The organism is Halomonas sp. KAO, from assembly GCF_015595025.1.
Lineage (GTDB): Bacteria > Pseudomonadota > Gammaproteobacteria > Pseudomonadales > Halomonadaceae > Halomonas.
The window spans coordinates 40,186-64,706 of the sequence record NZ_JADNRL010000026.1 but is presented as its reverse complement, the minus strand read 5'-3'; the positions used below and the strand labels follow the sequence as shown (position 1 = coordinate 64,706).

Sequence of the window (24,521 nt, the reverse complement as noted above, 5' to 3'; positions counted from 1 at the left end):
GTGCTCTCCTCGTTCTCTTCGTCATTGTTTGGATTTTTCATCATTGCCGAGGGCTCGCTGAAATTCGCGTTGCCAGCGAGCCAGCAGGGCCTGGCGCTTGAGCCGGTCGAGGCCGGCGAGCAGGCCGGGCCCCAGGTCGGGAGGGCGCAGGGCATCACCGAAACGCTCGCGCAACTGGGTGGCGGTTCCCGGGCCGCTCATGGCGGGGTGGAGGGCGCCCAGGGTGGTGGCGTCTGCCAGGGTGCGCTGCCCCTCCAGACTCACCAGAAAGTCCATGAACAGGCTGGCGCTGGCCGGATTCGGGGCCTGGCGTGGAACGAAGGCCAGACGCTGGGTTACCAGGGCGTAGTCATCGGGGATGATCAGCGTGAGGTCGGGGTCATCCTCGACGACAGGGGCGGCGTAGCTGCCCAGGAGGTTGTAGCCGATCAGGAAGCGGCCATCCCGGAGTCCATCTAGCATCTGCGAGGTGGTCTCGACCAGCTGGGCGTCGACGTTGCCCAGGGCAGCCACGAGGTCCCAGTAGCGTGGCGAGAGTCGCGACTCCTCCATGGCGTAGGCATAGCCTGCGCCGCTGCTTGCCGGATCATAGGTGGCCACCCGGCCCGCCAGTGCCTCGGGATGTGTGGCCAGCAGCTCCAGCAGGTCGGCATGATTGCGCGGCGTGGCACTGATCTGCGCCAGTTCACGGTGCACGACCATGACGATGGGCTCGAAGGTGAAAGCGACCAGCTCGCGACGCCAGTGTGCCCACACCGGCCAGTCGTCGGGAATATGGGCTCGCAGAGGGCGGGCATGGCCGGCGTTGGCCAACGCGAACTGCCAGGGCATGGCCGAGGAGATCATCACATCGGCCTCACCGGGATGTGCCAGGAAGCGTTCATGCAGGGCCAGGGTCGTCAGGTTTCGATAGGTGATATCGACCCCTGGGTGGCGTCGCTGGAAGGCTGCCAGCAGCGGTCGCGCCTGGGGCGGGTCGAGGGCGGCGTGAATCACCAGCGGCGGGTGCGGTATGGCGTCGTCGCTTGCGGTCAGGTGCAGGATCTGGGCGGCGAGAGCATGAAATGGCAGCAGGTAGAGCAGAGCAAGGAAGAAGCCTCGGGCGAGTAAATGACGGGTCACGATGCTGTCTCCGGAAATGTCAGTTCCACCCGCAGGCCGCGACCCGCTTCACCCTCGCTTAGCGAGAGTCTCGCGCCATGCTTGCGGGCGATCCCGTCGACGATGGCGAGTCCCAGCCCCGAGCCCTCACCGTCGTCGCGGCCACGATAGAAGGGGCGTAGTACCGCCAGTCGCTGCTCGGCCGAAATGCCCGGGCCGTCATCCTCGATGAAGAGCCGGGGAGGGTGGCTCAATACGCCGAGGGTGATACGGCGAGCGCCATAGCGGCGGGCATTGTCGATAAGATTGGTCAGGGCTTCCTGGAGCTGCCAGTCGCTCGCCGCCACCAAGGTTGGTGACGCGGGGCAGTCGGCACCGAGGTCGACACCCGCCTGGTGGCAGCTCACCCAGTGCGCGCGCACCGCTTGGCGTACGCAGTCGTTGAGGTCCACGGGAGTGAGCTCGGGGCGCTGTTCGGGGTTGTCCAGGCGGGTCAGCGACAGGAGCTGCATGGCGAGCCGTGTGCTCCGTTCGCCGGCGGCGTGAATGGCGGTCAGGGCGGTATGCCACTGCTCGGGCTGCGTCTGGCGCAGGGCCAGCTCCGCACGTGCCGAGATGCCGGCCAGGGGGGTGCGCAGCTGGTGTGACGCATCACCGATGAAGCGCTCCTGGTTGGCGCGCACCCGCCGCATCCGCGCCAGCAGGTCATTGAGTGCCTCGCGCAGCTCGGCGAGCTCCCGGGGCAACTCCAGTTCCAGTGGGGCCAGCGTGCGGGGGTCCCGCGTACGGATCGCCTGGCGCAGGCGCGTCAGCGGCTTCAGCGCTCCGCGCACCGCCATCAGCAGGGTCGCTATCGCCAGCGCCCCCATGCCCAGGATGCCCGCCAGGTTGCCGCGCAGCAGCTGGAGACGCAGGGCATCCCGTCCTTCGCGGGTGTGGGCAACCCTGACCTCGAACCGCTCCTTGCTGCGCCAGCCCTCGAGGTGCGAGCGGCGAATGCCCAGGCGCAGACGCAGCTCCTGCCAGGCGATATCACGATAGAGCAGGGGGCCTTCATCGGTGCCGTGGGTGTCGGCGATGGCAGGCAGCAGGGCATTGCCGGTGATGTGCCGGCCCTGCTGGTCGACCAGGCTGTAGAAGACACGCTCCTGGGCATCACCCGCGAGCATCTCCAGGGCCGCGGGGGGCAGGTCGAGCCAGAGCCGCTCATCCTGCCACTGCACCTGCTCGGCGATGGCCAGGCTGGAGGCGTCGAGCAGACGGTCATAGGCACGGTCGGCGGTGGCCCTGGCTTCCAGCCAGGCCTGCAGCAGCAGCAGGGCGCCCAGTGTCAGCAGCGGCAGGGCCAGCCAGGCGAGCAGGCGTCCATACAGGCTGTGGGCGAGCGTCACGACCCGGTTTCCAGCAGGTAGCCCAGGCCGCGTACCGTTCTGAGGGAGAGCCGCTCGGTGGGGAGACGCTTGCGCAGGCGGTGTACATAGACCTCGATGGCGTTGTCACCCATCGGCTCGCCGCCGAAGGCCTCCTCGGCGAGTCGAGACTTCTCCACCGGTTCACCGGCGTGGCGCAGCAGGCAGGCCAGCAGCCGCTGCTCCCTCGGCGGCAGCGGAAAGGGCTCGCCGTCGAGGGTGAAACCGAGGGTGGTGGCGTCGAGCTCGAGCGGCCCCAGCGTCAGGCGAGTGGTGCGGGCATGGCGACGCAGCAGGGCCCGTACTCGAGCCTCCAGCTCATCCAGGGCAAAGGGTTTGCCCAGATAGTCATCGGCGCCCAGATCGAGGCCGCGGACACGATCGGCCACGGCGCCGCGAGCGGTCAATATCAGCACCGGCGTCTCCCGATCATGGCGGCGCAGTGCCTCCAGCACCTCGAGGCCTCCAGCGCCGGGCAGATTGAGGTCGAGCAGCACCAGATCGACGCCGTGGCCGGCGGTCGCCAGACACGCCAGCGCCGTATCGCCGTCGCTCAGGTGGTCGACCCGATGGCCCTCGCCACGCAGCAGCTCCAGCAGGGAGTCGGCCAGCAGGGCATCGTCCTCCACCAGCAGCAGCTTCATGACACCTCCTCGGCGTCGACTCCTCGCGGTCGACGCTCCAGGCTGGCGGCGGCCTTGACCAGGGCCTGGGAGGCCTGGTTGCTGTTTAGGCGCCCCTTCGGCCCCGAGAGGGCCAGCCAGCGCCGGGGGACGCCAGGCAGTTCGAGCAGTGGTTGGGTGACCATGATGCCGCCGGCGAAGGTGAGGCAGGGTGGCATGCCGGGGTCCAGGGGCCACCCCATGCCCGGATGCAGGTCATGACGCAGCGGAGTGGCGGGCAGGGAAGCGAGGCGGCACTCGACCGTCTCTCCGGTCTGCTCCAGCAGCGAGGCCGTCTCGCCGAGCTCCCTGGCCATCTCATCGAGGAGTGGCTGGACCCGGGCGGCGAGTCGTTGGGCGGGCGCCTGTCGGCGTGCCAGCCGCTCGGGGCTGTCGCCCAGTTGCCAGAGGCCATCGCTACCGCGCCGCACATAGTCGAAGCGGGCCAGCGAGCCGAGCAGCCGCAGCAGGGTGCTCTTGTAGAAGCCGGTGGCCTGGGCCAGTTCGGCGAGGCTCATGGCGGTGCGCTCTCCATCGAAGGCCTCCAGTACCGTCAAGGCGCGCTCGACGGCTTCCACGCGATCCTGGGCCATACTCGAGAATCTCCTTGGGGACGACACCGACATGTGAGGCGTTGCGGCACCGGCGGTGTCGTACTTTGGTCGCAATCCACCCGGGTGGTGTTGACGCCTCGGGTGGCGCCCACTAGCTTTCTACTCTGAAGAATGAAGTTCTGCCTTACGGAATTGTAAGCCAGATGACTGAACCCGGCAAGTGGCAGCACTCGGCAAGACGCCTGCTTTTGCTTTTACCCGACACAAGAAAGGGGACACCTTCATGTTGATCAAGACGTCGCTCAGCCTCGCCGCCGTCGCCGCACTGACCGTCGGCGCCGGAAGTGCCATGGCGTTCGAACCCGAGGGCAAGGTGGAGTGCATCGCGCCCGCGGATCCCGGTGGCGGCTGGGACTTCACCTGCCGCAGCGTCGGCAATGTCCTGCAGGACCTGGACCTGGTGCCCGGTAACGTTCAGACCCTGAACATGGCGGGGGCCGGCGGTGGTGTGGCCTATGCCCATGTGGTGAGCAAGCGTGCCGGTGATGAGCAGCTGCTGGTGGCTGCCTCGACCGCCACCACGACCCGCCTGGCCCAGGGCCAGTTTCCGGGCATGGACGCCGACATGGTCAACTGGATCGGGGCGCTTGGCGCCGACTACGGCGTGATCGCGGTCGCCGCGGACTCCGAGTACCAGGACCTGCCGGCCCTGATGGAGGCGATCGACGAGGACCCCCGCAGCGTCAAGTTCGCCGGGGGCAGCGCCAAGGGCGGCTGGGACCATCTGAAGGTACTGATCGCTGCCGATGCCGCCGGTGTCGATGAGCTGCCGCGAATCCCCTACCTCTCCTACAACAATGGGGGAGAGGCGATGACCCAGGTGGTCGGCGGCCACGTGGATGCCTTTACCGGCGATATCTCCGAGGCCCAGGGTTTCATGGAGTCGGGGGATCTCAGGGTTCTCGCGGTGCTTTCCGAGGAGAGGCTGCCAGGAGAGTTCGATCAGATTCCGACCGCCATCGAGCAGGGTATCGAGGCCGTGGGCCCCAACTGGCGTGGCTTCTATATGCCCGCCGATATCTCCGACGCGTCCCGTGAGTACTGGCTCGAGGCCATGGATACCATCTATGAGAGCGACCAGTGGAAGGAGCTGATGGTCAGCAATGGCCTGATGCCGTTCCATATGACGGCCGAGGAGTTCGAGACCTTCGTCAAGGAGCAGATCGCCGATATCGAGCAGCTCTCCAGGGACATCGGGCTGATCCAGTGAGTACCATGAACGATCGTATCTTCGGCATTCTGCTGATCACCCTGGCCGTCGCGTACGGCTGGGGTGCCACTCAGCTTCCGGCGCCCTTCGGGGGCAGCGAGGCGGTGGGGCCCGAGACCTTCCCGCTGCTGCTCTCCGTGGTGCTGGTCCTCGCAAGCCTCTATCTCGTCGTGCGCCCCGATCCCGACAACGCCTGGCCCTGGAGTCGCACCGGCCTGGAGCTGGTGATTGCGGTGGTGGTGCTGGTGCTTTATGCGGCGCTGCTGCAGCCACTGGGCTTTATCCTCAGTACGACCCTGGCGGTGGGTACCCTGTGCTGGCGGATGGGTAGCGCCCCGCTGCGCGCCTTCATCACCGGGGCGATCTCCGGGGTGGGGGTGTTTCTGCTGTTCAATTTTGCCCTCGATCTGGCCTTGCCGCTGGGGCTGCTCTCTTTCCTGGAGGTGAGTTGATGGAGACCCTCGGCTATCTGATCGACGGCTTCGGGGTAGCCCTGGCGCCGCATAATCTGATGTTCGCACTGCTCGGCGCCTTCCTGGGGACGTTGATCGGTGCCCTGCCGGGCCTGGGGCCGGCCAACGGGGTCGCGATTCTGATCCCGCTGGCCTTCAGCCTGGGGCTGGCGCCCGAAACGGCACTGATCATGTTGACCGCGGTCTACGCCGGGGCCATGTATGGTGGACGGATCTCCTCGATCCTGCTCAATATCCCCGGCGACGAACCGGCGATGATGACCTGCCTGGATGGCTACCCCATGGCCCGTCAGGGCAAGGCCGCCGAGGCGCTGGCGATCTCTGCGGTGGCGTCGTTCATCGGTAGCCTGATCGCCACCATCGGCCTGATCCTGCTGGCGCCGTTGCTGGCGCGGTTTGCCTTGACCTTCGGCCCCGCGGAGTATTTCGCGCTGTTTCTGCTGGCGTTTGCCACCCTGGGGGGGATCACCGGCAAGAACCCCATGAAGACGGTGGTGGCGGCCTGCATCGGGTTGATGATCGCGACGGTGGGCATCGATAACACCGGCGTGCAGCGGTACACCTTCGGCGTGCTGGAGCTTTACGAGGGGGTGGACTTCATCATCGCCATCGTCGGCCTGTTTGCCATCTCCGAGCTGCTGTTCTTTATCGAGGAGAAGGCCGGCGGCGGCAAGGACAAGATGGTCGTCAACAAGCTGTCGCTGAAGTGGGCCGATATCCGCAATATCCTCCCGTCGAGCCTCAGGGGCGGTGTGCTGGGGTTTATCGCGGGGGTGCTCCCGGGGGCGGGGGCGTCGCTGGGCAGCTTTATCGGCTATACCCTGGAGAAGAAGGTGGTCGGCAGGAAGGGCTATTTCGGCCAGGGTGACCCGCGCGGCGTGGCGGGCCCCGAAGCCGGCAACAACGGGGCCTCCAGCGGGGCGCTGGTGCCCATGCTGACGCTGGGAGTGCCGGGAAGCGGTACCACGGCGGTACTGCTGGCACTGCTGATCTCGCTGAACATCACCCCCGGTCCCTTGATGTTCACCCAGAACGCCGACATCGTCTGGGGCGTGATCGCGGCGCTGCTGATCGGTAACTTCCTGCTGCTGCTGTTGAACATTCCGTTGGTGGGGATCTTCGTGAGGCTGCTCTCGGTGCCGCCGATGTTCCTGCTGCCGATCGTGACCATGGTCGCCTTCGTGGGCATCTACTCGATCAGCAACACCACCTTCGATCTCTACTTCATGGTCGCCTTCGGCGTGGCGGGCTACCTCTTCCGCAAGCTGGAGATTCCGCTGGTGCCGATCATCCTCGGCCTGCTGCTGGGCCCCGAGATGGAGAAGAACCTGCGTCACGCCATGGATATCTCCGATGGTGACTGGACCGTGCTCTGGGATAGTGGCCTGGCCATCGGGCTGTGGGTATTCGCCGGCCTGGGGTTGGTTCTGCCCTATGTCGTTGGCCCGCTGCTGCGTCGACGCATGAAGGTCGCGTCGGCATCGTCCGGCAACCCCGAAGGGGACTGAGCCTTCCCGGGGGTGGCGAAGCGGGGCGTCGACTCGGTCGGCGCCCCGCTCTGTCATTCGAGGGCCATGGCTCGCACACTGCGCTTTTCGTTGTGCGCGGGTATGCTGGTCCGAGCATCAGCAGAGAGTGATTCATCGGTGAGGGCGGCAGATGGTCAGGACGAGGGCACGACGCATGGGGCTGTGGATTCTGGCGGTGCTGTTGCTGGCGTGGGGCGGCATGGGTGCCTGGCAGCGCGTCAAGCCACTCCCCGACGGGGTGGGTGTGGCCTTTCCCGAGCGGCCCGCCGAACGGGTGCGCTTTCTGGCCGACCGTACCTGGTATGACGCCGAAGGCAGGCGCCATCTCGACCAGGCCATCTTCGACGAGGCGCTGGCGTTGATCGGGCAGGCGCGTCGGCTGGTGGTGGCAGACATGTTCCTGTTCAACGACTTTGCCGGGAGTGCCGCCGGCGAGGCGTTTCGCCCCCTCTCCGCGCAACTGACCCAGGCGCTGATCGATCAGAAGCGTGACTACCCCGAGCTCGATGTCGTGGTGATCACCGACCCGCTCAATACCCTCTACGGTGGCCTCGCGCTCGATCACTTCGAGCGCCTGCGTCAGGCAGGGGTGCGGGTGGTCGAGACCGACCTGACCCGACTGCGTGCCTCCAACCCGCTCTGGTCCGGCCTCTGGCACCTGGGGCCGCGTTGGCTCGGCAATCGTGCCGATGGCGGCTGGCTGCCCAATGTGCTGGGGCCGGGGCGCGTCACCCTGCGCAGCTATCTGGCCCTGCTCAACTTCAATGCCAATCACCGCAAGACGCTGGTGGTGGATCGCGGAGAAGAGTGGGCCGGGCTGGTGACCTCGGCCAACCCCCATGATGCCAGCAGCCTGCACGGCAATGTGGCGCTGGCCTTCCAGGGGGCGGCAGCGCTGGACCTGCTGGCCAGCGAGCAGAGCGTGGCGGCCTGGTCGGGCATCACCCTGCCCGGCCCCGCGTCCGCCCCGGCATCCCCGTCGCCGTCGGAGGGGGCTCGAGTGCAGCTGCTGACCGAGGGGGCGATTCGGGATGCCCTGCTGGCCGCCATTTCGGCCAGTGACCCCGATGACCGCCTCGACGTGGCGGTGTTCTATCTGGCCCACCGCGGGGTGATCGAGGCACTGGAGCAGGCCAGGAGCCGTGGCGTGCGGGTGAGGGTGCTGCTCGATCCCAATCGCGACGCCTTCGGCATCGAGAAGGGAGGGATCCCCAATCGGCCGGTGGCCCTCGAGCTTCATCGGCAGGGGGTGGAGGTGCGCTGGTGCGTGACGCAGGGCGAGCAGTGTCACACCAAGTTACTGCTGCGTCGTCCGGCCGGCGGCGGTCAGGGCGAGCTGATTCTGGGCTCGGCAAACTTCACTCGACGCAACCTGGATAATCTCAACCTCGAGACCAGTGTGCGCCTGGTGGGGCCGGCCGATACGCCGGCTCTCCAGGAGGCCGGGGCCTTCTTCGATGAGCGCTGGAACAGTTCGCCCGGGCGTGTCTCCAGCGAGCCGTTTGGCGCCTTCGACGAGGCGTCGCTCTGGCAGCGTCTGCGCTATCGCGTCATGGCGGCGACGGGGTTATCCACCTTCTAGCACCGGCGCCAGGCGTCGCCTCGCTGGTCATCAGTCCACATGGGTGACGGCCTGGCGACGAGCATCCAGGTGCCAGGGCAGGCCGAGACGGGCATTGCGCTCCAGCTCGGCGATCACCTGGGCACCCAGCAGCAGGATGATCGCGCCGACCTCCAGGCTCAGCAGCACCACGATCAAGGTGGCCAGGGAGCCGTAGACGGCGTTCACAAACGAGAGGTTGGCGAAGTAGTAGACCAGCAGCAGGCGAACCCCCTCCCATAGCAGGGCGGCCACGAAGCCACCTATCAGGGCGCGACGCAGGGCGATCCTGACGACCGGGAGCACCTTGTAGATGGCGCTGAACAGCAGGAATACCCCCACGAAGCTGGTCAGGTTGAGCAGCGGCTCGGAGAGCCCGGCCAGGGGCAGACCGTGTCCGGTTAACGCCAGCATCAGCGCATTGAGACCGCTGAACAGGCTGACCACCAGGGTGAGTGCCAGCAGGCCCGCCCCCAGCACCACCATAAAGGCGTAGGGGAGCAGTACCGAGACCCAGACGCTGCGCCCCTGGTGCTGGGAGTCCGGGGCGTGGAAAATGATCGCCAGGGCATCCTCGAGCATGCGAAAGGCGAAGGAGCTGAACAGCAGCAGGATGGGAAAGCCCAGCAGGCCGATCACCTCGCGCGACTCGAGCAGGGCGCGCACGGCATCGAGCAGTACCTCGGCGTGGGCCGGTGCCAGGTGGCGGGCCTGGATCGAGAGCACCTCCAGCAGGTGCGCCCTGTCGACCACCTCGGCCAGCAGCACCACCAGCAGGGCAAACAGCGGCACGATGGAGAGCAGGATGTTGTAGCCTACCCCGCCGGCGAGCAGCACCCCGCGGTTACGCAGAAAGGCGCAGAGTACCCGCCACAGGAAACGTGTGACCCGCGGAAGCAGAGTGAGAGCAGGGGAGTGTGCAGGAGAGGGGGGTGTCATCGGCATGGCGATCCGCGGGAAGTCCCTCATCATACGCCCGCTCGGCCATCTGTCGTCAACGCGACACTTCGGTGTCAACCAGGCGTCTCCTGCGGGGAGTGCGCATGGCGGCGTGTTACCGGAGGCCGCATAATGCGGTGGAACCTTTACCGGTGACGCCCCCTTATTTCTCCGTTATCCACCTTCTTTCGACATTGAGACTCCATGGCAAAATTCGAAGAGATCGGCACCGCTTCCATTCCCGGTCAGGGCACCAGGCTGCGCCTGCTCAAGCGCAATGATGAGTTCTCCATTCGCATCGCAGGGGCTCCCGGTGAGCTGATGAACACCCGCCTGCACGGCTCCGAGGACGCCCTGGCCGAACTGGCGTGTCGGCGGGTTGCCGAGCGTCCCGGCGCCCGGGTGCTGGTGGGCGGCCTTGGCATGGGCTTTACCCTGGCGGCGGCACTCGCCGCCCTGGGCGAGGATGCGGAGGTCGTGGTGGCCGAGCTGGTGCCCGGCGTGGTGGAGTGGAACCGAGGGTCGCTGGGTGCTGCCGCCGGCCATCCGCTGAACGATGCGAGAACGCGGGTCGTGGTGGGAGATGTCGGAGAGCTGCTGCGGGACGAGCCCGGCGGCTTCGATGCCATCCTGCTCGATGTCGACAACGGCCCCGAGGGGCTGACACGCCGGGAGAATGACTGGCTCTACTCGCCGAAGGGGCTGGCCGCCGCCCAGCGGGCGCTGCGTCCCGACGGGGTGCTGGCGGTGTGGTCGGCCGGCGAGGATCCGGCCTTCACCGAGCGCCTGCGCCGGGTCGGGCTGCTGGTCGAGACGGTCACGGTGCGTGCCCAGCGCCCGGGTAAGGGGGCCAGGCACTGCATCTGGCTGGCTTACTGAAATGCCGGCCAGGCGAGTCGAAGTGACGCTTCCTTGCCTGCCCCGGCAGCTTGCGAACAGGATCTTATTCCCAGGGAGAACCTCACGATGAATGAAACGGTTGGCGGGGAACGACTCTCCAAGCGGCTGGCTCGTGAGCTGCCCTGCTCACGGCGCGAGGCCGAACTCTATATTGCCGGAGGCTGGGTGAGCGTCGACGGCCGGGTCGTCGAGGAGCCCCAGTTCAAGGTCGTCGACCAGGCGATCACGCTGCTGCCGGGAGCCACCCCCCGGGAGATTCCGCCGGCGACGCTGCTCTACCATTGTCCTGCCGATATGGACGCTAGCGAGGGAGAGGATCTGGCTAGACGCGTGATTGGCAAGGGCACCCACTGGTCGGAGGACCCTGCCGGAAAGGGGGTGTTGAAGGCGCATTTTCGTGGCCTGGTCACCTGCCTGCCGCTGGGGCCCGCGGAAACGGGCTTGCTGGTGTTCACCCAGGATCGTGGTGTTATCCGACGCCTCGAGGAGAAGCGCTCGCGGCTGGAGGAGGAGTGGCTGGTGGATGTGACCGGCAGCCTGGACGAGCATGGGCTGGCGGCGCTGAGGGAGGGCTCGACGCTAACCGGCCAGCGCCTGACGGCGTGCAAGGTCAGCTGGCAAAGCGAGAATCGGCTACGCTTCGCCGCCAAGGGGGTGACCCCGGGGCAATTCGAGTCGATGTGCCGGGCCGTGGGGCTGGGCGTGGTGGCTAGCCGGCGCCTGCGCATTGGTGGCGTGTCACTGGGTGCGGTGCCGGCCGGGCGATGGCGCTACCTGCGTCGCGACGAGCGCTTCTAACGCCCGGCGACGGCATACGGCGGCCCTTTCCCCGGTCGGTGCCGCTCTGTATGCTGATTCTGAGAACTGGTCACAGCTTGACTTCGGCCATCGAGTGCCGAGCGGGTGTCGACCCCCAGGCTGAATCAATAATGAAAAGGATGCATCCATGTCGGAAACCAGTCAGACATCACCGTTCAAGGACAATCGCGTGCGTGGCCTCGCCGGGGTGGCAGCCGTCGGCATCGTCTGGGCGATCATCGCCCAGTCCAGTGCCGGCAGCCACAAGGAGGCGAGGGAGACGCTGGAGGCCGAGATGGCGGTGCTCGAGTCGCGCAACCAGGCATTGAGCACTCAGCTGGAGGAGCATCGGCAGGCCGGGAAGGAGGTCGAGGCGCTGGAGGCCGAAATCGCCGAACTCGAGCAGCGTCGTCAGGCCCTGGAGGACGATGTCCAGGCGCGTGAGGCCGAGGCACAGGAGCGCCTGGAAGCCGTTCAGGCCGAGATCACCAGCGCCGAGAGCCGAATCGAGGAGCTGCAGGAGTCCCAGCAGGCCCTGGAGACCAGTATCGCGACCCTCGAAGAGGAGCAGGCGACGCTCGAGCAGGCCCTGAAGGAGCTGAAGCAGGAGCGCGATACCGTGGAGCAGGCGCGGCATGACGCCGAAGAGGCGCGTGAATCCGCCGAGAGTGCCCGCCAGGAGGCCGAGGCCCAGCGTCAGGAGGCCGAACAGGCGCGCCAGACCGCGGTGGAGGAGCGTCAGGCGGCCGAGGAGGCACGTCAGCAGGCGGAGTCCAGCCTGGATGGCCTGAAGGAAGAGATCGCCTCTCTGGAGGAGAGCAAGGCGACGCTCAAGGAGGAGGTCGAGTCCAGCAAGGCCGAGCTCGATGACCTGCAGACTCGGCTGACGGAGCTTGGTGAAGAGCGTGATGCCCTGTCTCAGGAGCTCGACTCACTGGGCAAGGAGCGTGATGCGGCCCAGCAGGCGGTCAAGGATGCCCAGCGTCAGCTCGAGGATACCCAGCTTGCCATCGACATCGGTCGTGATGAGCTTGCCGACGTGGAGAGCAAGGTCGAGAGTCGAGAGACGCAGCTTCAGGAGCTGGAGTCCCAGCTGGCCTCCTGGCGTCGCAAGCTCGAGTCGCTGGAGATGGGTAGCGAGGCGTCAAGCGCCGCGAGCGGCGAGGCGGCATCGTCCTCGGCCACCCAGAGTGAAACCGGCGAGGACACCGAGGCTGGAAGTGCCCAGCAGGGCAGTGAGGCGTCGAGCGAGCAGGGTGGTGATGAAGCGTCGGCCCAGGGCAAGGAGAGTGAAGCCGCCGACCCTGAGTCGGATGCCAAGGATGAAGTCGAGGCATCCACTCAGCAAGATTGAGAGGGGCCGACCTCGGCCAGGGATATGCGGTGGCGGGCCTTCAAGGCCCGCCATTCGTTTATGGCGGGTTCGGTCGTCTTGCCCCAGGGCGTATAATGGTACTTAGCCTGTCGGCCGCGAGCCGGCCCGATAAATCTAAAGAGAAGGAGCAGGACGTGATCGAAGGGGTCAAGCATATTGTCGCCGTGGCATCCGGCAAGGGCGGCGTCGGCAAGTCCACCGTCACCGTTAACCTGGCCCTGGCCATGGCGGCGGAAGGCTATCGCGTGGGCATCCTGGATGCCGATATCCACGGCCCCAGCCAGGCCCAGATGCTTGGCGTGGGAGAAGGCGTTCGGCCTCAGGGCGCCGGCGAGAATGCCATGCATCCGCTCCAGGCCCATGGCATTCAGGCCATGTCCATGGCCTTCATGGTCGATATCCGTGAGCCCATGGTGTGGCGCGGGCCGATGGTGGCGGGTGCCTTCCAGCAGCTCATGAATCAGACCGTCTGGGACGACCTGGACTACCTGTTTATCGACATGCCCCCGGGCACCGGCGACATTCAGCTGACCCTGGCCCAGAAGGTGCCGGTGGATGGCGCGGTGATCGTCACCACCCCCCAGGATATCGCGCTGCTGGACGCTCGCAAGGGCATCGAGATGTTCCGCAAGGTCAATGTGCCGGTGCTCGGGGTGGTGGAGAACATGTCGCTGCATACCTGCTCGAACTGCGGTCATGCGGAGCCGATCTTCGGCGAGGGGGGCGGCGAGCGTATCGCCCAGGAGTACGAAACCCGTGTGCTGGGGCGTCTGCCACTCGCGCTCTCCATCCGCGAGCAGGTCGATGGTGGCCGGCCCACGGTGGTGGCCGAGCCGGAAGGCGAGGTGACCGGCACCTTCCGGGACATGGCGCGCCAGGTAGTCGCACAGCTGCAGGGGAAGACCAGCGACGGACCGAGCATCTCGTTCAGCGACTGAGCCTTGAACAAGCGGGACGGCGTGACGCCCGTGCCCGTGGCCGTTATCATGGCGGCCCCGGGCACTGTCTGCCCCCGACTTTCACAGCCGCAGGATAGGTTTCGATGAGCATCAAGTCCGACAACTGGATTCGCCGCATGGCCGAGCAGGAGGGGATGATCGAACCCTTCGAGGCCGATCAGGTTCGCTATGTGAACGAGCGTCGGGTGATCTCCTACGGAACGTCCAGCTACGGGTACGACGTGCGTTGTGCCGACGAGTTCAAGGTGTTCACCAATATTCACTCGGCGGTCGTGGATCCCAAGGCCTTCGACGACAAGAGCTTCGTCGATGTGAAGGGGGACGTCTGCGTGATCCCGCCGAACTCCTTTGCCCTGGCGCGCACCGTGGAGTACTTCCGCATCCCGCGCAGTGTGCTGACCATCTGCCTGGGCAAGTCCACCTATGCCCGTTGTGGCATCATCGTCAACGTGACCCCGCTGGAGCCCGAGTGGGAGGGGCATGTCACCCTGGAGTTCTCCAATACCACTAACCTGCCGGCCAAGATCTACGCCAACGAGGGCGTGGCCCAGATGCTGTTCCTGGAGTCCGACGAGGTGTGCGCGACCTCCTACAAGGATCGTGGCGGAAAATATATGGGTCAGCGGGGTGTGACCCTGCCGCGTACCTGAGACCCGGGCTGCACCCGGGTGCTGTCAGCCACAAGCTTGAAGCCGTCAGAAAAAGCGAACCCCACCGCCACAAGGCTGGTGAGGTTCGCTTTTGACTATCTGGCTTTCAGCTTACGGCTCCAGATCCTCGTCCAGCTCCTCGGCGGCATCGGCATGGGACATGCGCAGGCCCTGGGGCGGTAGCGGCGTGCCATCCAGGGTCGCCCCCTGGCCCGTGAACTGCAGGCGTCCCTCCAGGCACCACTTCACGGCGATGGGGTAGATCAGGTGCTCCCGGGCATGCACCTTCTCCTTCAGCGTTTCCTCGTTCTCCCCTTCGGCGAGTTCGACCACGGCCTGCATCAGGACCGGGCCGCCGTCGAGTTCCTCGGTAACGAAGTGCACGCTGCAGCCGTGCTGGGTGACGCCGTCGGCCAGTGCCCGGGCATGGGTGTTGAGGCCCTGGTAGTCGGGCAGCAGTGACGGGTGGATATTGATCAGCCGTCCCATGAAGCGCTGCACGAAACGCGGGGTGAGAATACGCATGAAGCCGGCGAGGACGACCAGGTCCGGCTCGTGGCGCTCGATCACCTTGATCAGGGCGCCATCGTAGGCGTCGCGGCTCTCGTACTCGCGGTGGGGTAGCACCACGGCATCGATACCCGCCTCCCGAGCACGAGTCAGCCCGTAGGCATTGGGCTCGTTGGAGACGACCGCAACGATCTCGCCACCCAGCTCGTCGTGGGTCTGGGCATCGATCAACGCCTGAAGGTTGCTGCCGTTGCCGGAGATCAGCACCACCACCCGGCGGGTGTCGGCGGGTTCCGGGGTGAAGTCCTGCAAGGTGTCGCCCTCGTAACGCTCGCTCATCCTGCCAGGTTCTCCAGGATCACCTGTTCACCCTCGGCCTCGCCGGCGACGATCTCGCCGATGCGGTAGACCGTCTCGCCCTGCGCCTGAAGGTGGGCACGCGCCTCGTCGGCCTTCTCGGCCGGCACCACGATGACCATGCCGATGCCGCAGTTCAGTACCCGGTACATCTCTTCCTCGGCCACATTGCCCTGCTCGCGCAGCCACTCGAAGACCGCCGGGCGCTCCCAGGCGGTGACATCGACCCGGGCGGCGAGCCCTTCGGGCAGTACCCGGGGCAGGTTCTCGCTGAGGCCACCGCCGGTGATATGGGAGAGGGCATGCACCGGAACGGCACTCTCCTTGATCAACGACAGCAGCGGCTTCACGTAGATGCGTGTCGGTGCCATCAGCGCATCGCCCAGCGACTCGCCGTCGAGCTCGGTATCCAGCGAGGCACCGGAGACCTCCAGGATCTTGCGAATCAGCGAATAGCCGTTGGAGTGGGGGCCGGATGAGGCCATGCCCAGCAGCACGTCGCCCTCGGCGACCCGCTTGCCGTCGAGGATCTCGGACTTCTCCACGATGCCGACGCAGAAGCCGGCCAGGTCATAGTCGCTGCCGGTGTACATGCCAGGCATCTCGGCGGTCTCGCCGCCGACCAGGGCACAGCCGGCCTTCTCGCACCCGACGCCGATGCCTTCGACCACATCGGCGGCGATCTCCACATCGAGCTTGCCCGTGGCATAGTAGTCGAGGAACTGCAGCGGCTCGGCACCGGCCACGACCAGGTCGTTGACACACATCGCCACCAGGTCGATGCCGATGGTGTCGTGGCGGCCCAGGTCCATGGCCAGGCGCAGCTTGGTGCCAACGCCATCGGTGCCCGAGACCAGTACCGGCTCGCGGTAGCCCGCGGGCAGTTCACAGAGGGCGCCGAAGCCACCTAGTCCACCCATCACTTCCGGCCGGGTGGTACGCTTGGCGACCCCCTTGATGCGGTCGACCAATGCGTTGCCGGCGTCAATATCGACACCGGCGTCCTTGTAGCTGAGCGAGGGGCGTTTGGAGGAGTCGGTCATCGGGAGTCCTGTCGGGTAGTCGATGCAGCGAGAGTCGCCGCATGGTAGGCAAATCAGGGCCAGAATTGTAGCATCACCGCGAACGGCTGGCAGCCCGTCGGCGGTCGCGAAACAAGGAGGTAGCAATGCGCAGGCAGTGGTGGGTTGCAGCCGGGGTGGCAGCGCTGGCGTTGTGGTTCTTTATCAGTATCGAGCCGGTGTTGATGCCGTTCTTCGTCAGCATGGTGCTGGCCTATCTCGGTGATCCCCTGGCCGACCGCCTGGAGGCACTGGGACTCTCCCGTCGACTCTCCGTATCGCTGGTGTTCCTGCTGCTGATACTGGTCATCGTGGTCGCCCTGCTGCTGGTCGTGCCGGTGCTGGGGCGTCAGCTCGGCCAGCTGGTGGAGTCGCTGCCGGCGGTGCTCAGCTGGGTGCAGCAGACGATGGTGCCGAGGGTCCAGTCGTTGACCGGCCTGGACCTCACCACCGATATCGATGCCCTGCGTCAGGCGGTGGTGGATAACTGGAAGGAGACCGGCACCTTCGCGGCGAGCCTGCTCTCCGGGGTATCGCGCTCGGGTCTGGCGCTGGTCGGCTGGATCGGCAATCTGGCGCTGATTCCTGTCGTCACCTTCTATCTGCTGCTCGACTGGGACGTCCTGGTGGCCAAGGTGCGTGACTGGCTGCCGAGGCGCTGGGAAGATACCGCGAAGCGCCTGGCCGGCCAGTGTGACGAGGTGCTGTCGTCGTTCCTGCGCGGCCAGCTGATCGTGATGCTGTGCCTGGGCATCATCTATGCCATCGGCCTCACGCTGCTGGGCGTGCGTTTCGGCCTGTTGATCGGCCTGCTGTCGGGGCTGGCCAGCATCGTGCCCTATCTGGGTGTCATCGTCGGCATCAGCGTGGCGGGGGTGGTGGCCTTCTTCCAGAGCGGTGAGTGGTGGATGCTGCTGGGCGTGGCCGCCGTGTTCGGTTTCGGCCAGGTGGTCGAAAGCGTGGTGCTGCAGCCCAAGCTGCTGGGCGACAAGATAGGTTTGCATCCGGTGGCGGTGATCTTCGCGGTACTGGCCGGTGGCAATCTGTTCGGCTTTACCGGAGTGCTGCTGGCGCTGCCGGCCGCGGCCGTGATCATGGTACTCTTGCGGGAACTCAATGCCCGTTACAAGAGTAGTGCCTTGTACGACGAGACCCACAATCATCGCCACGACAAGGAGTCACCATGAGCCGTGCGCCCGCGCAGCTGCCACTGGGCGTGGGGCTGCGTGACGATGCCACTTTCGCCAACTTTCACGCCGGCCCCAATGCCACCCTGGTGGGGCGCCTGGCCCAGCAGCTGGAACAGGAGGGGGAGCCCTTCCTCTACCTGTGGGGCGCGCCGGGCGTGGGGCGGAGCCATCTTCTTCAGGCGGCCTGCCACGGGGCCTCGGATCAGGATCGGCGTGCGCTGTATCTGCCGCTGGAGGAGCTTGGCCACTTCCCCCCGTTGATGCTCGAGGATATCGAGCGTCTGGATCTGGTGGCCATCGATGATCTGGAGCGGGTGGTGGGCCGGCCGCGCTGGGAGGAGGCGCTGTTTCACGCCTACAACCGCCTGCGTGATGCCGGAAAGCGACTGATAGTGGCCGCCGAGGCGCCACCACGCCAGCTACCCGTGAAGTTGCCCGACCTGGCCTCGCGCCTGACCTGGGGCGTGACCTTTCATGTCCAGGGGCTGGATGATGCGGGGCGCCTGGCTGCCCTCCAGCTACGCGCCCGGGTGCGTGGCATGCTGCTCACCGATGATGTGGCTCGCTATATCCTGCACCGCGGCCCACGCCGGCTCGACGAGCTGTTCCGCCTGCTGGAGGAGCTGGATCGGGCCTCGCTCTCCGCCCAGCGCAAGCTGACCATTCCCTTCGTCAAGCAGGCGCTGGGCTGGTAGGGCCACCGCGGTGTCAGCGTGAGAGTGACACCTCCCGCTGCTGGCCGTTACCCAGCGAGATCTGGCGGATCACCACCCTGGGCTTGCCACTCCGGGGATCGGGGCCGGCGCCCGAGACGTAGAACTCGCCGGCGGGCAGGCCGGCGAGCCGAAAATAGCCGTTGCCGTCGGTACGCGTGGTGTGGGTGTACTCCCTCGCCCTGGGGTCGGCGGGTTCCACGGCGATGCCGGCCAGGGCCTTCTCGGCAGCCTCGGCCGAGTAGCTGGTGACCGGTGCCACCGAGACGCCGGCATCGGGGATGGGTTGCCCGCTCAGTGTCAGCCGACCGGATACGACTGCGCTGCCCTGCTTGTCGAGCCTGGCATACTCATCCTCCGGAAAGGCGACCTCCCTGGCGGCGCGTGGAGGCGTCGCTTCGCGTCGCTCCTGGCGAACCTCCCGGGGAGCGTCGCGCTGGGTTTCACCTCGCTCGATGACTTCGATGCGCTCCGTGGGGGTGGGGGGGACGACCTCGCAGCCAGCCAGCACCAGTGCCGCCAGAACGAGGGGGATATGGCGTTTCATGATGAGCTTCCTATCCGGTTTCGTGTCGATGGGCGCCCCGTGCCTCGACCAAGGGTAGCGTAAAAGGGGCGCCGAAGGCAGGTCGTCACCAACGCAAACCGCCGCCCTGGTGGGGCGGCGGTTCAGGCTCTCGCGGAGCGCGGGGAGGGCATTCCCTCCCTGGTGTCAGTGCTTACTGGCTGGCCTTGGTGCTGGCCGCCTGAGCCTGCTTGACACTCTCCTCGGTCAGCTTCTGGCTCTGCTGGACAAAGTCCTGCTGCAGGGAAGCGACCTTTTCGGCGTCACCCTTGAGGCGCTCGGCCAGGTCCTTGGCGACCTTCTGCTGGCCTTCCATGTAGGAGCGCAGGCCTTCGGCATCCTTCACGCTCATCAGGCTGCGAAGCTGGGCCAGGCCGGTATCGGTGTAGGCCTTGGTGGCGTCCAGCTGGGCGTGGGCCAGCTTCTCGCTGTAGTCCACCGCCAGGTTGGCATAGGCGCGTGCCGGGGCGAAGAAGATGGACTCGAACTGCTTGGTATCGAAGGCCTTGGTGTCGAAGTTGAAGGCGTTCATCATGGTGGAACCTCCTGGTTTCACTGTGCACATGGGAGCGTTTTCTGCTCTGTTGCATTGCACAATAGCAGGGCATCTTGTGCAGCGCAACATCGATATCGCCGATTATCTCGACGAGTGCAGGGAGAGGTGGGCCTTGCCGAATCCGCCCGGTGGCACCATGGTGGGAGGGAGTCATTCACTGCCCACATCAGGAGGCGAGAGATGAACGCGACACGTAGCGAACGTGACAGCATGGGAGCACTGGAGGTGCCGGCGGAGGCGCTCTATGGGGCCCAGACCCAGCGTGCGGTCAACAACTTCCCGGTCTCGGGTCAGGCGATGCCGGCCCCCTTCATCCATGCCATCGCCCGCATCAAGCTGGCCGCGGCACGGGTAAATGCCGAGCTGGGCCTGCTCGATGCCAAACGCGCGGAGGCGATCGTCACCGCCGCCGAGAAGGTGATTCGTGGTGAGCATGATGATCACTTCCCGGTGGACGTCTTCCAGACCGGCTCCGGTACCTCCAGCAATATGAACGTCAACGAGGTGCTGGCCAACCTTGCCAGCCGTGAGGGGGTGGAGGTGGGCCCCAATGACCATGTCAATATGGGGCAGTCCAGCAACGATGTGATTCCCACCGCCATTCATGTCGCGGCGGCGCTGGAGGTGACCAACCGGCTACGGCCGGCCCTGGTGCATCTGCGTGAGACCATCGACCATCGCGCCACTGAGCTCGACGGTGTGGTCAAGACCGGTCGCACCCATCTGATGGACGCCATGCCCTTGCGCATGAGCCAGGAGCTGGGTGGCTGGTCGAGCCAGCTGGGGCAGGCGATCGAGCGTTTCGACAGTGCCCTGGTCAGGCTCTGTCGGCTGGCGCAGGGGGGCACGGCGGTAGGAACGGGGATCAATGCCCATCCCGAATTTGCCACCCGTATGGCCGCGGAGCTCTCCGCCCAGACCGGTCTCGCCTTTACCCCCAATGACAGCTTCTTCGCCAGCCTGGGTTCCCAGGATGCGGCGGTGGAGCTCTCCGGCCAGCTCAGGGGCCTGGCCTGCGTGATCATGAAGATCGCCAATGACCTGCGCTGGATGAACTCCGGTCCACTGGCGGGCCTCGGCGAGATCGAGCTCGAGGCCCTGCAGCCGGGCAGCTCGATCATGCCGGGCAAGGTCAACCCGGTCATTCCGGAATCGGCGGCCCAGGCGGCCGCTCAGGTGATCGGGCTCGATACCGCGGTTACCGTTGCCGGGCAGAGCGGCAATTTTCAGCTCAATGTGATGCTGCCGCTGGTGGCTCACAACCTGCTGAGCTCGATCACCCTGATGAGCAACACCGCCTGGCTGCTCGGCAATCGGACCATCGCCACTTTCCAGGTGCGTGAAGACAAACTCGCCGAGCCGCTGTCACGCAACCCCATCCTGGTCACGGCGCTGAACTCGGTGATCGGCTACAACGCTGCGGCGGCCATCGCCAAGCAGGCCTATCAGGCCGGCAGGCCGATCATCGAGGTGGCTGAGGAGCAGACCGAACTCTCCCGCGAAGAGCTGGAGCGGCTGCTGGACCCGGCCGCGTTGACGCGAGGTGGCATTCCGCAATAGGCCCGGAGCTCGGCTACACCGAGAGCTGTAAGCTATGAGCTTTAAGCTGTAAGAAAAAGCCTGTCAAAAAGCCTGGTAGCCACATACTGGCTTACGGCTTACGGCTTACGGCTTACGGCTTACGGCTTACGGCTTACGGCTTACGGCTTACGGCTTACGGCTTCCAGCTTACTCTTGCTGCTCTTGCACCTTGCCCTCGCGAGCGGTTTTCCGAGCCTTGCGGTGCTCGGCCTGTTCGGCCTCGGGGGTGTCATGCTCATCGGCCCGGACAGGCCGGAAGCAGAGCGTGCTCAGGATCGGAAAGTGGTCCGAGCCGAAGCCGTCGAGTCGCTTCAGCTCGCGCAGGGTGAAGTGTTCACTGGTGAAGACGTGGTCCAGCGGCCAGCGCAGCAGGGGATACCTGGCATGGAAGGTGCTGAACATGCCGCGACCACGGCGTGGGTCGAGCATGCCGCTGACCCGGCAGAACAGCCGGGTGGTGCGTGACCAGGCGACATCGTTGAGATCTCCGGCCACCAGTGTCGGTACCGGGTCCGCGTGAATGGCCCTGCCGACCAGCATCAGTTCCGCGTCGCGCCAGAGGGACTCCTTGCTCTCACCAGGGGCAGGCGGACGCGGATGCAGGGCATGGAAGCGGATTTCGTCGCCGCAGCGTAGCCGGACGCCGGTCAGAATCGATGGAATGTCGTCCTGAATCAGCCACTCGACCCGGGGTGAGATCAGGGGCAGGCGGGAGTAGAGGTGCATGCCATAGAGGTTGTCCAGCGGAATCCGCACGGCATGCGGCCACTCCTGGTTCAGGGCGTCATCCAGCTGCTCCTGCCACCAGCCATCCGACTCCAGCGTCAGCACGATATCGGGTCGGTGGTCGTGTATCTGGGTGATCAGATCCCGGGCATTGCGGTTGGGCGTGAGCACATTGGCGATCAGCAGCGTCAGGCAGCGATCATCGTTGCCCGGCTCGGCCGCCTTCACCTGCACCGGCCATAGCGGGGTCCACGGCAGCACATAGGCGAGCTGGATCGCCACGACCAGCAGACAGGCGCCCAGGCCGACCCATGACCAGGGGCCGTCGGCGAATGCCCCGATGGGCAGCAGCAGCAGGGCGACACTGGCCAGCTGCACGCGGGGGAATTCGGCGATGCGGATCCACCACCAGGTGACGCGCAGCCGGGCCGCCAGGGTAATGGCGAGCAGCAGCAGGGCAAGCGCGGTGTAGAGAATGGAGATCATGGCGCTGGCTCGCTTGTAAGGTGTGGCGCCAGCATACCCTGTCGCGTTTGCTGGCTCGACTGTTGCAGGCTCGATCATTGCCGCTTCGCCTGGAGCACGCGGACTCGACTAGATGACGCGGCGGCGCAGCAGGGCGGTGATGGCCTCGCCCACCAGGACCAGCAGGATGATGGCGACCAGGATGGTAGCCACCGTCTGCCAGGCGAAGGTGTCGATGGAGCCCTGCAGGATCACGCCGATGCCGCCGGCCCCGACCAGCCCCAGCACCGTGGATTCCCGGATATTGATATCCCAGCGTAGGATGACGATGGCGAAGAAGGCCGGGACCACCTGGGGAACGATGGCATAGACGATCACCTTCGCCTTCGAGGCTCCGGTGGCCTCCATGGCCTCCACCGGGCGGCGGTCGATCTCCTCGATGGCCTCACCCATCAGCTTGCCGATGAACCCCACCGAACGACACATGATGGCGAGTATTCCGGCCAGCACGCCGGGACCGAAGATCGCCACGAACAGCAGTGCCCAGATGATGGTATTGACCGAGCGGCTCGCCACCAGGATAAAGCGGCCTAGCCACAGGCAGGCACGATTGGGCGTGGTGTTCTGGGCGGCGATATAGGAGACCGGCAGGGCGATGAAGATGGTCAGCATGGTGGCAAGGGTGGCGATATGCACGGTCTCGACCATGGCATCGAGGATCTCGCTGAGTCGGCTCGGGTCCGGCGGCCACATGCGAGACCCCAGGCTCGAGATCTGGTTCGGCGCATCCCACACCCAGGGCCAGAAGATGTCGATATCGCGTACCGCCCAGACCACCAGCATCAGCGTCACCAGCATCGCGCCATAGCGGGCAAGCTGTTCCCGGGGGTTGTGGCGTCGCCAGATGCGAGCGGCCAGCAGATCGTCGTTGTCTACCATATCCTCTTCCTTACCCAGCCGCTGACGCCCTCGCTGATGAGTATCACCGCGATGATCACCAGCAGGATGGCGAAGGCGAAGTCATAGTCGTAGCGCCCGAAGGCATTCATCAGGGTGCTGCCGATGCCCCCCGCTCCGACGATCCCTACCACCGCGGAGGCGCGCAGATTGCTGTCCAGCTGATACATGGAGAGCCCCACCTGGCGCGGCAGGACCTGGGGGAAGACGGCATAGTAGAGCGTTGCCAGGTAGCCGGCGCCGGTGGAGCGCATGGCCTCCACCTGGCCCCAGTCGATCTCCTCGATCTCCTCGGCGAGCAGCTTGCCGACGAAGCCGATGGAGTAGAGGGTCAGGGTCAGGATCCCTGCCAGGGGGCCGAAGCCGACGGCAGCCACGAAGAGAATGGCGACGATCACCGGGTGGAAGCTGCGAGACACGATGATCACCGTGCGGCCCAGCAGGTAGATCGGCAGGGGGGCGATGTTGCGTGCCGCCATCACCGCAAAGGGGATCGACAGCAGGACCCCGAGCAGAGTGGCGAGAATGGCGATCTGCAGGCTCTCCGTGAAGCCGGTCAGCAGCAGGTCGAAGCGGGAGAAGTTCGGCGGAAAGCCACCGCCGAAGATGCGCGCCGCCCGTGGCAGCCCTTCGCCGATGCGCTCCCAGTTGAAGGGCAGGGTGGCCAGTGCCCAGCTCAGATAGCCTGCCAGCAGGACCAGCAGGCCATAGCGCAACAGGGGGTTGGCGATAAAGGGCGGCTTGCGCCAGGCGCGGGCGTCGCTCTTCTTGCTGGGATCAGGCCGGGTCATGATCGCTCTCCCGCTCCTCCGAGCCCGTCTCGGGGGGCGTGGTCGCGTCTTCCGGCGACTCGATGCCGCCGTAGATGGCATCCAGCGCCTCCTTGTCGAACTCGCCGGGCGTGCCATCGAAGATCATGGTGCCGTGTCTCAGGCCGACGATACGGTCGGTGTAGCTCCTGGCCTGGGCCACGTTATGGATATTGATCAGTACCGGCAGCGTTAGCTCGCTGGCCAGGCTCTGCAGCAGCACCATGATCTGTTCCGAGGTGCGTGGGTCCAGAGACGCCGTGGGCTCATCGGCCAGCAGTACCTCCGGCTCCTGCATCAGGGCGCGCACCACCCCTACCCGCTGGCGTTCACCCCCCGAGAGTTCGTCGGCACGCTTGTTGGCATAGTGAGCGATCCCCACGCGCTCCAACAGCACGAAGGCGCGCTCGATATCCTCCGCCGGAAAGCGGCGTGTCACGGCCTGGAAGAGGCTGACGTAGCCCAGCCGGCCGGCCAGCACGTTCTCCATCACGGTGAGGCGGTCGATCAGGTTGAAGCCCTGGAAGACCATGCCGATCTTGCGTCGCACGCGGCGGAGCTCTCGCCGGCGAAGGTTGACGATCTCCGTGCCGTTGAGCGTGATCGATCCCGAGGTGGGCTCCACGAGTCGGTTGATGCAGCGCAGTAGGGTGCTCTTGCCGGCGCCGGAGGCCCCGACGATGGCGACGACACTATTGCCCTCCACGGCCAGGTCGAGCCCCTTGAGCACGGGCTCGTCCTGACCGTAGCGCTTGATCAGGTTGGTTATCTCCAGCATCGGCGGATCCAGGCAGGCGAAGGAGCGACGGAGT

25 protein-coding genes are annotated in these 24,521 nt (G+C 66.0%); 12 read left to right on the top strand and 13 right to left on the bottom strand.

Translation table 11 applies throughout. The annotated features are described in order from the left end of the window. Positions 1–21 precede the first annotated feature (21 nt). Genes IOC61_RS14120 through IOC61_RS14105 form a run of 4 tightly spaced genes read right to left on the bottom strand, consistent with a single transcriptional unit; the run spans position 22 to position 3,765 of the window. A complete protein-coding gene (locus IOC61_RS14120; RefSeq protein WP_324254723.1) occupies positions 22–1,122 on the bottom strand; it encodes an ABC transporter substrate-binding protein in 1,101 nt (366 codons plus the stop codon). Then, on the bottom strand, positions 1,119–2,492 hold the full coding sequence (locus IOC61_RS14115) for a sensor histidine kinase (protein ID WP_195689386.1): 1,374 nt from the start codon (positions 2,490–2,492) through the stop codon (positions 1,119–1,121). The genes IOC61_RS14120 and IOC61_RS14115 overlap by 4 nt, the downstream gene beginning before the upstream one ends. Continuing rightward, the gene (locus IOC61_RS14110) at positions 2,489–3,154 is read right to left on the bottom strand and encodes a response regulator transcription factor (protein WP_195689385.1); all 666 of its coding nucleotides are present in this window, start codon (positions 3,152–3,154) and stop codon (positions 2,489–2,491) included. Before IOC61_RS14110 ends, IOC61_RS14115 begins: the two co-directional genes overlap by 4 nt. Further along, on the bottom strand, positions 3,151–3,765 hold the full coding sequence (locus IOC61_RS14105; protein WP_195689384.1) for a helix-turn-helix domain-containing protein: 615 nt from the start codon (positions 3,763–3,765) through the stop codon (positions 3,151–3,153). Before IOC61_RS14105 ends, IOC61_RS14110 begins: the two co-directional genes overlap by 4 nt. A gap of 244 nt (positions 3,766–4,009) precedes the next feature. On the opposite strand from IOC61_RS14105, the gene IOC61_RS14100 reads away from it, so the two are divergent. The 4 genes from IOC61_RS14100 to IOC61_RS14085 all read left to right on the top strand — a co-directional run bounded on the left by IOC61_RS14100 (position 4,010) and on the right by IOC61_RS14085 (position 8,580). Next, positions 4,010–4,996 carry a Bug family tripartite tricarboxylate transporter substrate binding protein gene (locus IOC61_RS14100; protein ID WP_195689383.1) on the top strand — a complete coding sequence of 329 codons (987 nt, stop codon included), beginning with the start codon at positions 4,010–4,012 and terminating at the stop codon, positions 4,994–4,996. A 5-nt stretch (positions 4,997–5,001) separates the two neighbouring features. Next, entirely contained in the window at positions 5,002–5,448 is a 447-nt protein-coding gene (locus IOC61_RS14095) for a tripartite tricarboxylate transporter TctB family protein (RefSeq protein WP_195689382.1), read from the top strand. Continuing rightward, complete coding sequence (locus IOC61_RS14090) at positions 5,448–6,977, top strand: tripartite tricarboxylate transporter permease (RefSeq protein ID WP_195689701.1); 1,530 nt, start codon at positions 5,448–5,450, stop codon at positions 6,975–6,977. Before IOC61_RS14095 ends, IOC61_RS14090 begins: the two co-directional genes overlap by 1 nt. A gap of 175 nt (positions 6,978–7,152) precedes the next feature. Beyond that, positions 7,153–8,580, top strand: a complete 1,428-nt coding sequence (locus IOC61_RS14085) for a phospholipase D family protein (protein WP_195689381.1) — start codon at positions 7,153–7,155, stop codon at positions 8,578–8,580. 30 nt (positions 8,581–8,610) lie between these two features. Here the strand turns inward: IOC61_RS14085 and IOC61_RS14080 are convergent, their stop codons facing one another. Beyond that, positions 8,611–9,543 carry a YihY/virulence factor BrkB family protein gene (locus IOC61_RS14080; protein WP_420706355.1) on the bottom strand — a complete coding sequence of 311 codons (933 nt, stop codon included), beginning with the start codon at positions 9,541–9,543 and terminating at the stop codon, positions 8,611–8,613. A gap of 198 nt (positions 9,544–9,741) precedes the next feature. Here IOC61_RS14080 and IOC61_RS14075 point away from each other — a divergent pair, with 198 nt between their 5' ends. The 5 genes from IOC61_RS14075 (at position 9,742) to dcd (ending at position 14,219) form a co-directional block, all read left to right on the top strand. Further along, positions 9,742–10,416, top strand: coding sequence for a hypothetical protein (locus tag IOC61_RS14075; RefSeq protein ID WP_195689380.1), 675 nt, complete (start codon positions 9,742–9,744; stop codon positions 10,414–10,416). An 87-nt stretch (positions 10,417–10,503) separates the two neighbouring features. Beyond that, positions 10,504–11,235 carry an RNA pseudouridine synthase gene (locus tag IOC61_RS14070; RefSeq protein ID WP_195689379.1) on the top strand — a complete coding sequence of 244 codons (732 nt, stop codon included), beginning with the start codon at positions 10,504–10,506 and terminating at the stop codon, positions 11,233–11,235. A 148-nt stretch (positions 11,236–11,383) separates the two neighbouring features. Next, positions 11,384–12,589: a hypothetical protein gene (locus IOC61_RS14065; RefSeq protein ID WP_195689378.1), complete on the top strand. Its 1,206-nt coding sequence runs from the start codon at positions 11,384–11,386 to the stop codon at positions 12,587–12,589. Positions 12,590–12,747: 158 nt separating this feature from the next. Beyond that, the gene (gene apbC, locus IOC61_RS14060; RefSeq protein WP_420706354.1) at positions 12,748–13,548 is read left to right on the top strand and encodes an iron-sulfur cluster carrier protein ApbC; all 801 of its coding nucleotides are present in this window, start codon (positions 12,748–12,750) and stop codon (positions 13,546–13,548) included. 104 nt (positions 13,549–13,652) lie between these two features. Beyond that, positions 13,653–14,219, top strand: coding sequence for a dCTP deaminase (dcd, locus tag IOC61_RS14055; RefSeq protein ID WP_132042428.1), 567 nt, complete (start codon positions 13,653–13,655; stop codon positions 14,217–14,219). A gap of 111 nt (positions 14,220–14,330) precedes the next feature. Here the strand turns inward: dcd and purN are convergent, their stop codons facing one another. Both purN and purM read right to left on the bottom strand, forming a co-directional pair. Continuing rightward, positions 14,331–15,068, bottom strand: coding sequence for a phosphoribosylglycinamide formyltransferase (gene purN, locus IOC61_RS14050; protein WP_195689376.1), 738 nt, complete (start codon positions 15,066–15,068; stop codon positions 14,331–14,333). Next, positions 15,065–16,129 (bottom strand): phosphoribosylformylglycinamidine cyclo-ligase, encoded by a 1,065-nt coding sequence (gene purM, locus IOC61_RS14045; RefSeq protein WP_195689375.1) that lies wholly within the window; start codon positions 16,127–16,129, stop codon positions 15,065–15,067. The genes purN and purM overlap by 4 nt, the downstream gene beginning before the upstream one ends. A gap of 125 nt (positions 16,130–16,254) precedes the next feature. On the opposite strand from purM, the gene IOC61_RS14040 reads away from it, so the two are divergent. Both IOC61_RS14040 and hda read left to right on the top strand, forming a co-directional pair. Next, positions 16,255–17,334 (top strand): AI-2E family transporter, encoded by a 1,080-nt coding sequence (locus IOC61_RS14040; RefSeq protein ID WP_195689374.1) that lies wholly within the window; start codon positions 16,255–16,257, stop codon positions 17,332–17,334. Further along, complete coding sequence (hda, locus tag IOC61_RS14035; protein ID WP_195689373.1) at positions 17,331–18,032, top strand: DnaA regulatory inactivator Hda; 702 nt, start codon at positions 17,331–17,333, stop codon at positions 18,030–18,032. Before IOC61_RS14040 ends, hda begins: the two co-directional genes overlap by 4 nt. Positions 18,033–18,045: 13 nt before the next feature. On the opposite strand, the gene IOC61_RS14030 is transcribed toward hda, so the two are convergent. Both IOC61_RS14030 and IOC61_RS14025 read right to left on the bottom strand, forming a co-directional pair. Further along, positions 18,046–18,597 carry a carboxypeptidase-like regulatory domain-containing protein gene (locus IOC61_RS14030; RefSeq protein ID WP_195689372.1) on the bottom strand — a complete coding sequence of 184 codons (552 nt, stop codon included), beginning with the start codon at positions 18,595–18,597 and terminating at the stop codon, positions 18,046–18,048. Positions 18,598–18,769: 172 nt separating this feature from the next. Further along, positions 18,770–19,147, bottom strand: a complete 378-nt coding sequence (locus IOC61_RS14025; protein ID WP_409228416.1) for a phasin family protein — start codon at positions 19,145–19,147, stop codon at positions 18,770–18,772. 204 nt (positions 19,148–19,351) lie between these two features. On the opposite strand from IOC61_RS14025, the gene IOC61_RS14020 reads away from it, so the two are divergent. Next, positions 19,352–20,731 carry a class II fumarate hydratase gene (locus IOC61_RS14020; protein ID WP_195689370.1) on the top strand — a complete coding sequence of 460 codons (1,380 nt, stop codon included), beginning with the start codon at positions 19,352–19,354 and terminating at the stop codon, positions 20,729–20,731. Positions 20,732–20,899: 168 nt separating this feature from the next. Here IOC61_RS14020 and IOC61_RS14015 read toward each other — a convergent pair whose 3' ends face one another. The 4 genes from IOC61_RS14015 to phnC form a co-directional block, all read right to left on the bottom strand. Beyond that, positions 20,900–21,964 carry an endonuclease/exonuclease/phosphatase family protein gene (locus IOC61_RS14015; protein WP_195689369.1) on the bottom strand — a complete coding sequence of 355 codons (1,065 nt, stop codon included), beginning with the start codon at positions 21,962–21,964 and terminating at the stop codon, positions 20,900–20,902. Positions 21,965–22,072: 108 nt separating this feature from the next. Beyond that, positions 22,073–22,882, bottom strand: coding sequence for a phosphonate ABC transporter, permease protein PhnE (phnE, locus tag IOC61_RS14010; RefSeq protein ID WP_195689368.1), 810 nt, complete (start codon positions 22,880–22,882; stop codon positions 22,073–22,075). Next, the gene (gene phnE, locus IOC61_RS14005) at positions 22,876–23,691 is read right to left on the bottom strand and encodes a phosphonate ABC transporter, permease protein PhnE (protein WP_195689367.1); all 816 of its coding nucleotides are present in this window, start codon (positions 23,689–23,691) and stop codon (positions 22,876–22,878) included. The genes phnE (IOC61_RS14010) and phnE (IOC61_RS14005) overlap by 7 nt, the downstream gene beginning before the upstream one ends. Further along, positions 23,678–24,487, bottom strand: a complete 810-nt coding sequence (gene phnC / locus IOC61_RS14000; protein ID WP_195689366.1) for a phosphonate ABC transporter ATP-binding protein — start codon at positions 24,485–24,487, stop codon at positions 23,678–23,680. Before phnC ends, phnE (IOC61_RS14005) begins: the two co-directional genes overlap by 14 nt. Positions 24,488–24,521 lie beyond the last annotated feature (34 nt).

Bases quoted from the DNA above. Each gene is read 5' to 3' on its own strand.
- IOC61_RS14030 (WP_195689372.1), bottom strand. From the start codon at position 18,597: ATGAAACGCCATATCCCCCTCGTTCTGGCGGCACTGGTGCTGGCTGGC.
- phnE (WP_195689368.1), bottom strand. From the start codon at position 22,882: ATGGTAGACAACGACGATCTGCTGGCCGCTCGCATCTGGCGACGCCAC.
- IOC61_RS14025 (WP_409228416.1), bottom strand. From the start codon at position 19,147: ATGAACGCCTTCAACTTCGACACCAAGGCCTTCGATACCAAGCAGTTC.
- IOC61_RS14065 (WP_195689378.1), top strand. From the start codon at position 11,384: ATGTCGGAAACCAGTCAGACATCACCGTTCAAGGACAATCGCGTGCGT.
- IOC61_RS14100 (WP_195689383.1), top strand. From the start codon at position 4,010: ATGTTGATCAAGACGTCGCTCAGCCTCGCCGCCGTCGCCGCACTGACC.
- IOC61_RS14070 (WP_195689379.1), top strand. From the start codon at position 10,504: ATGAATGAAACGGTTGGCGGGGAACGACTCTCCAAGCGGCTGGCTCGT.
- IOC61_RS14015 (WP_195689369.1), bottom strand. From the start codon at position 21,964: ATGATCTCCATTCTCTACACCGCGCTTGCCCTGCTGCTGCTCGCCATT.
- IOC61_RS14090 (WP_195689701.1), top strand. From the start codon at position 5,448: ATGGAGACCCTCGGCTATCTGATCGACGGCTTCGGGGTAGCCCTGGCG.
- IOC61_RS14080 (WP_420706355.1), bottom strand. From the start codon at position 9,543: ATGCCGATGACACCCCCCTCTCCTGCACACTCCCCTGCTCTCACTCTG.
- IOC61_RS14075 (WP_195689380.1), top strand. From the start codon at position 9,742: ATGGCAAAATTCGAAGAGATCGGCACCGCTTCCATTCCCGGTCAGGGC.
- IOC61_RS14040 (WP_195689374.1), top strand. From the start codon at position 16,255: ATGCGCAGGCAGTGGTGGGTTGCAGCCGGGGTGGCAGCGCTGGCGTTG.
- purM (WP_195689375.1), bottom strand. From the start codon at position 16,129: ATGACCGACTCCTCCAAACGCCCCTCGCTCAGCTACAAGGACGCCGGT.
- hda (WP_195689373.1), top strand. From the start codon at position 17,331: ATGAGCCGTGCGCCCGCGCAGCTGCCACTGGGCGTGGGGCTGCGTGAC.
- dcd (WP_132042428.1), top strand. From the start codon at position 13,653: ATGAGCATCAAGTCCGACAACTGGATTCGCCGCATGGCCGAGCAGGAG.
- IOC61_RS14105 (WP_195689384.1), bottom strand. From the start codon at position 3,765: ATGGCCCAGGATCGCGTGGAAGCCGTCGAGCGCGCCTTGACGGTACTG.
- IOC61_RS14085 (WP_195689381.1), top strand. From the start codon at position 7,153: ATGGGGCTGTGGATTCTGGCGGTGCTGTTGCTGGCGTGGGGCGGCATG.
- IOC61_RS14110 (WP_195689385.1), bottom strand. From the start codon at position 3,154: ATGAAGCTGCTGCTGGTGGAGGACGATGCCCTGCTGGCCGACTCCCTG.
- phnC (WP_195689366.1), bottom strand. From the start codon at position 24,487: ATGCTGGAGATAACCAACCTGATCAAGCGCTACGGTCAGGACGAGCCC.
- IOC61_RS14020 (WP_195689370.1), top strand. From the start codon at position 19,352: ATGAACGCGACACGTAGCGAACGTGACAGCATGGGAGCACTGGAGGTG.
- IOC61_RS14095 (WP_195689382.1), top strand. From the start codon at position 5,002: ATGAACGATCGTATCTTCGGCATTCTGCTGATCACCCTGGCCGTCGCG.
- phnE (WP_195689367.1), bottom strand. From the start codon at position 23,691: ATGACCCGGCCTGATCCCAGCAAGAAGAGCGACGCCCGCGCCTGGCGC.
- purN (WP_195689376.1), bottom strand. From the start codon at position 15,068: ATGAGCGAGCGTTACGAGGGCGACACCTTGCAGGACTTCACCCCGGAA.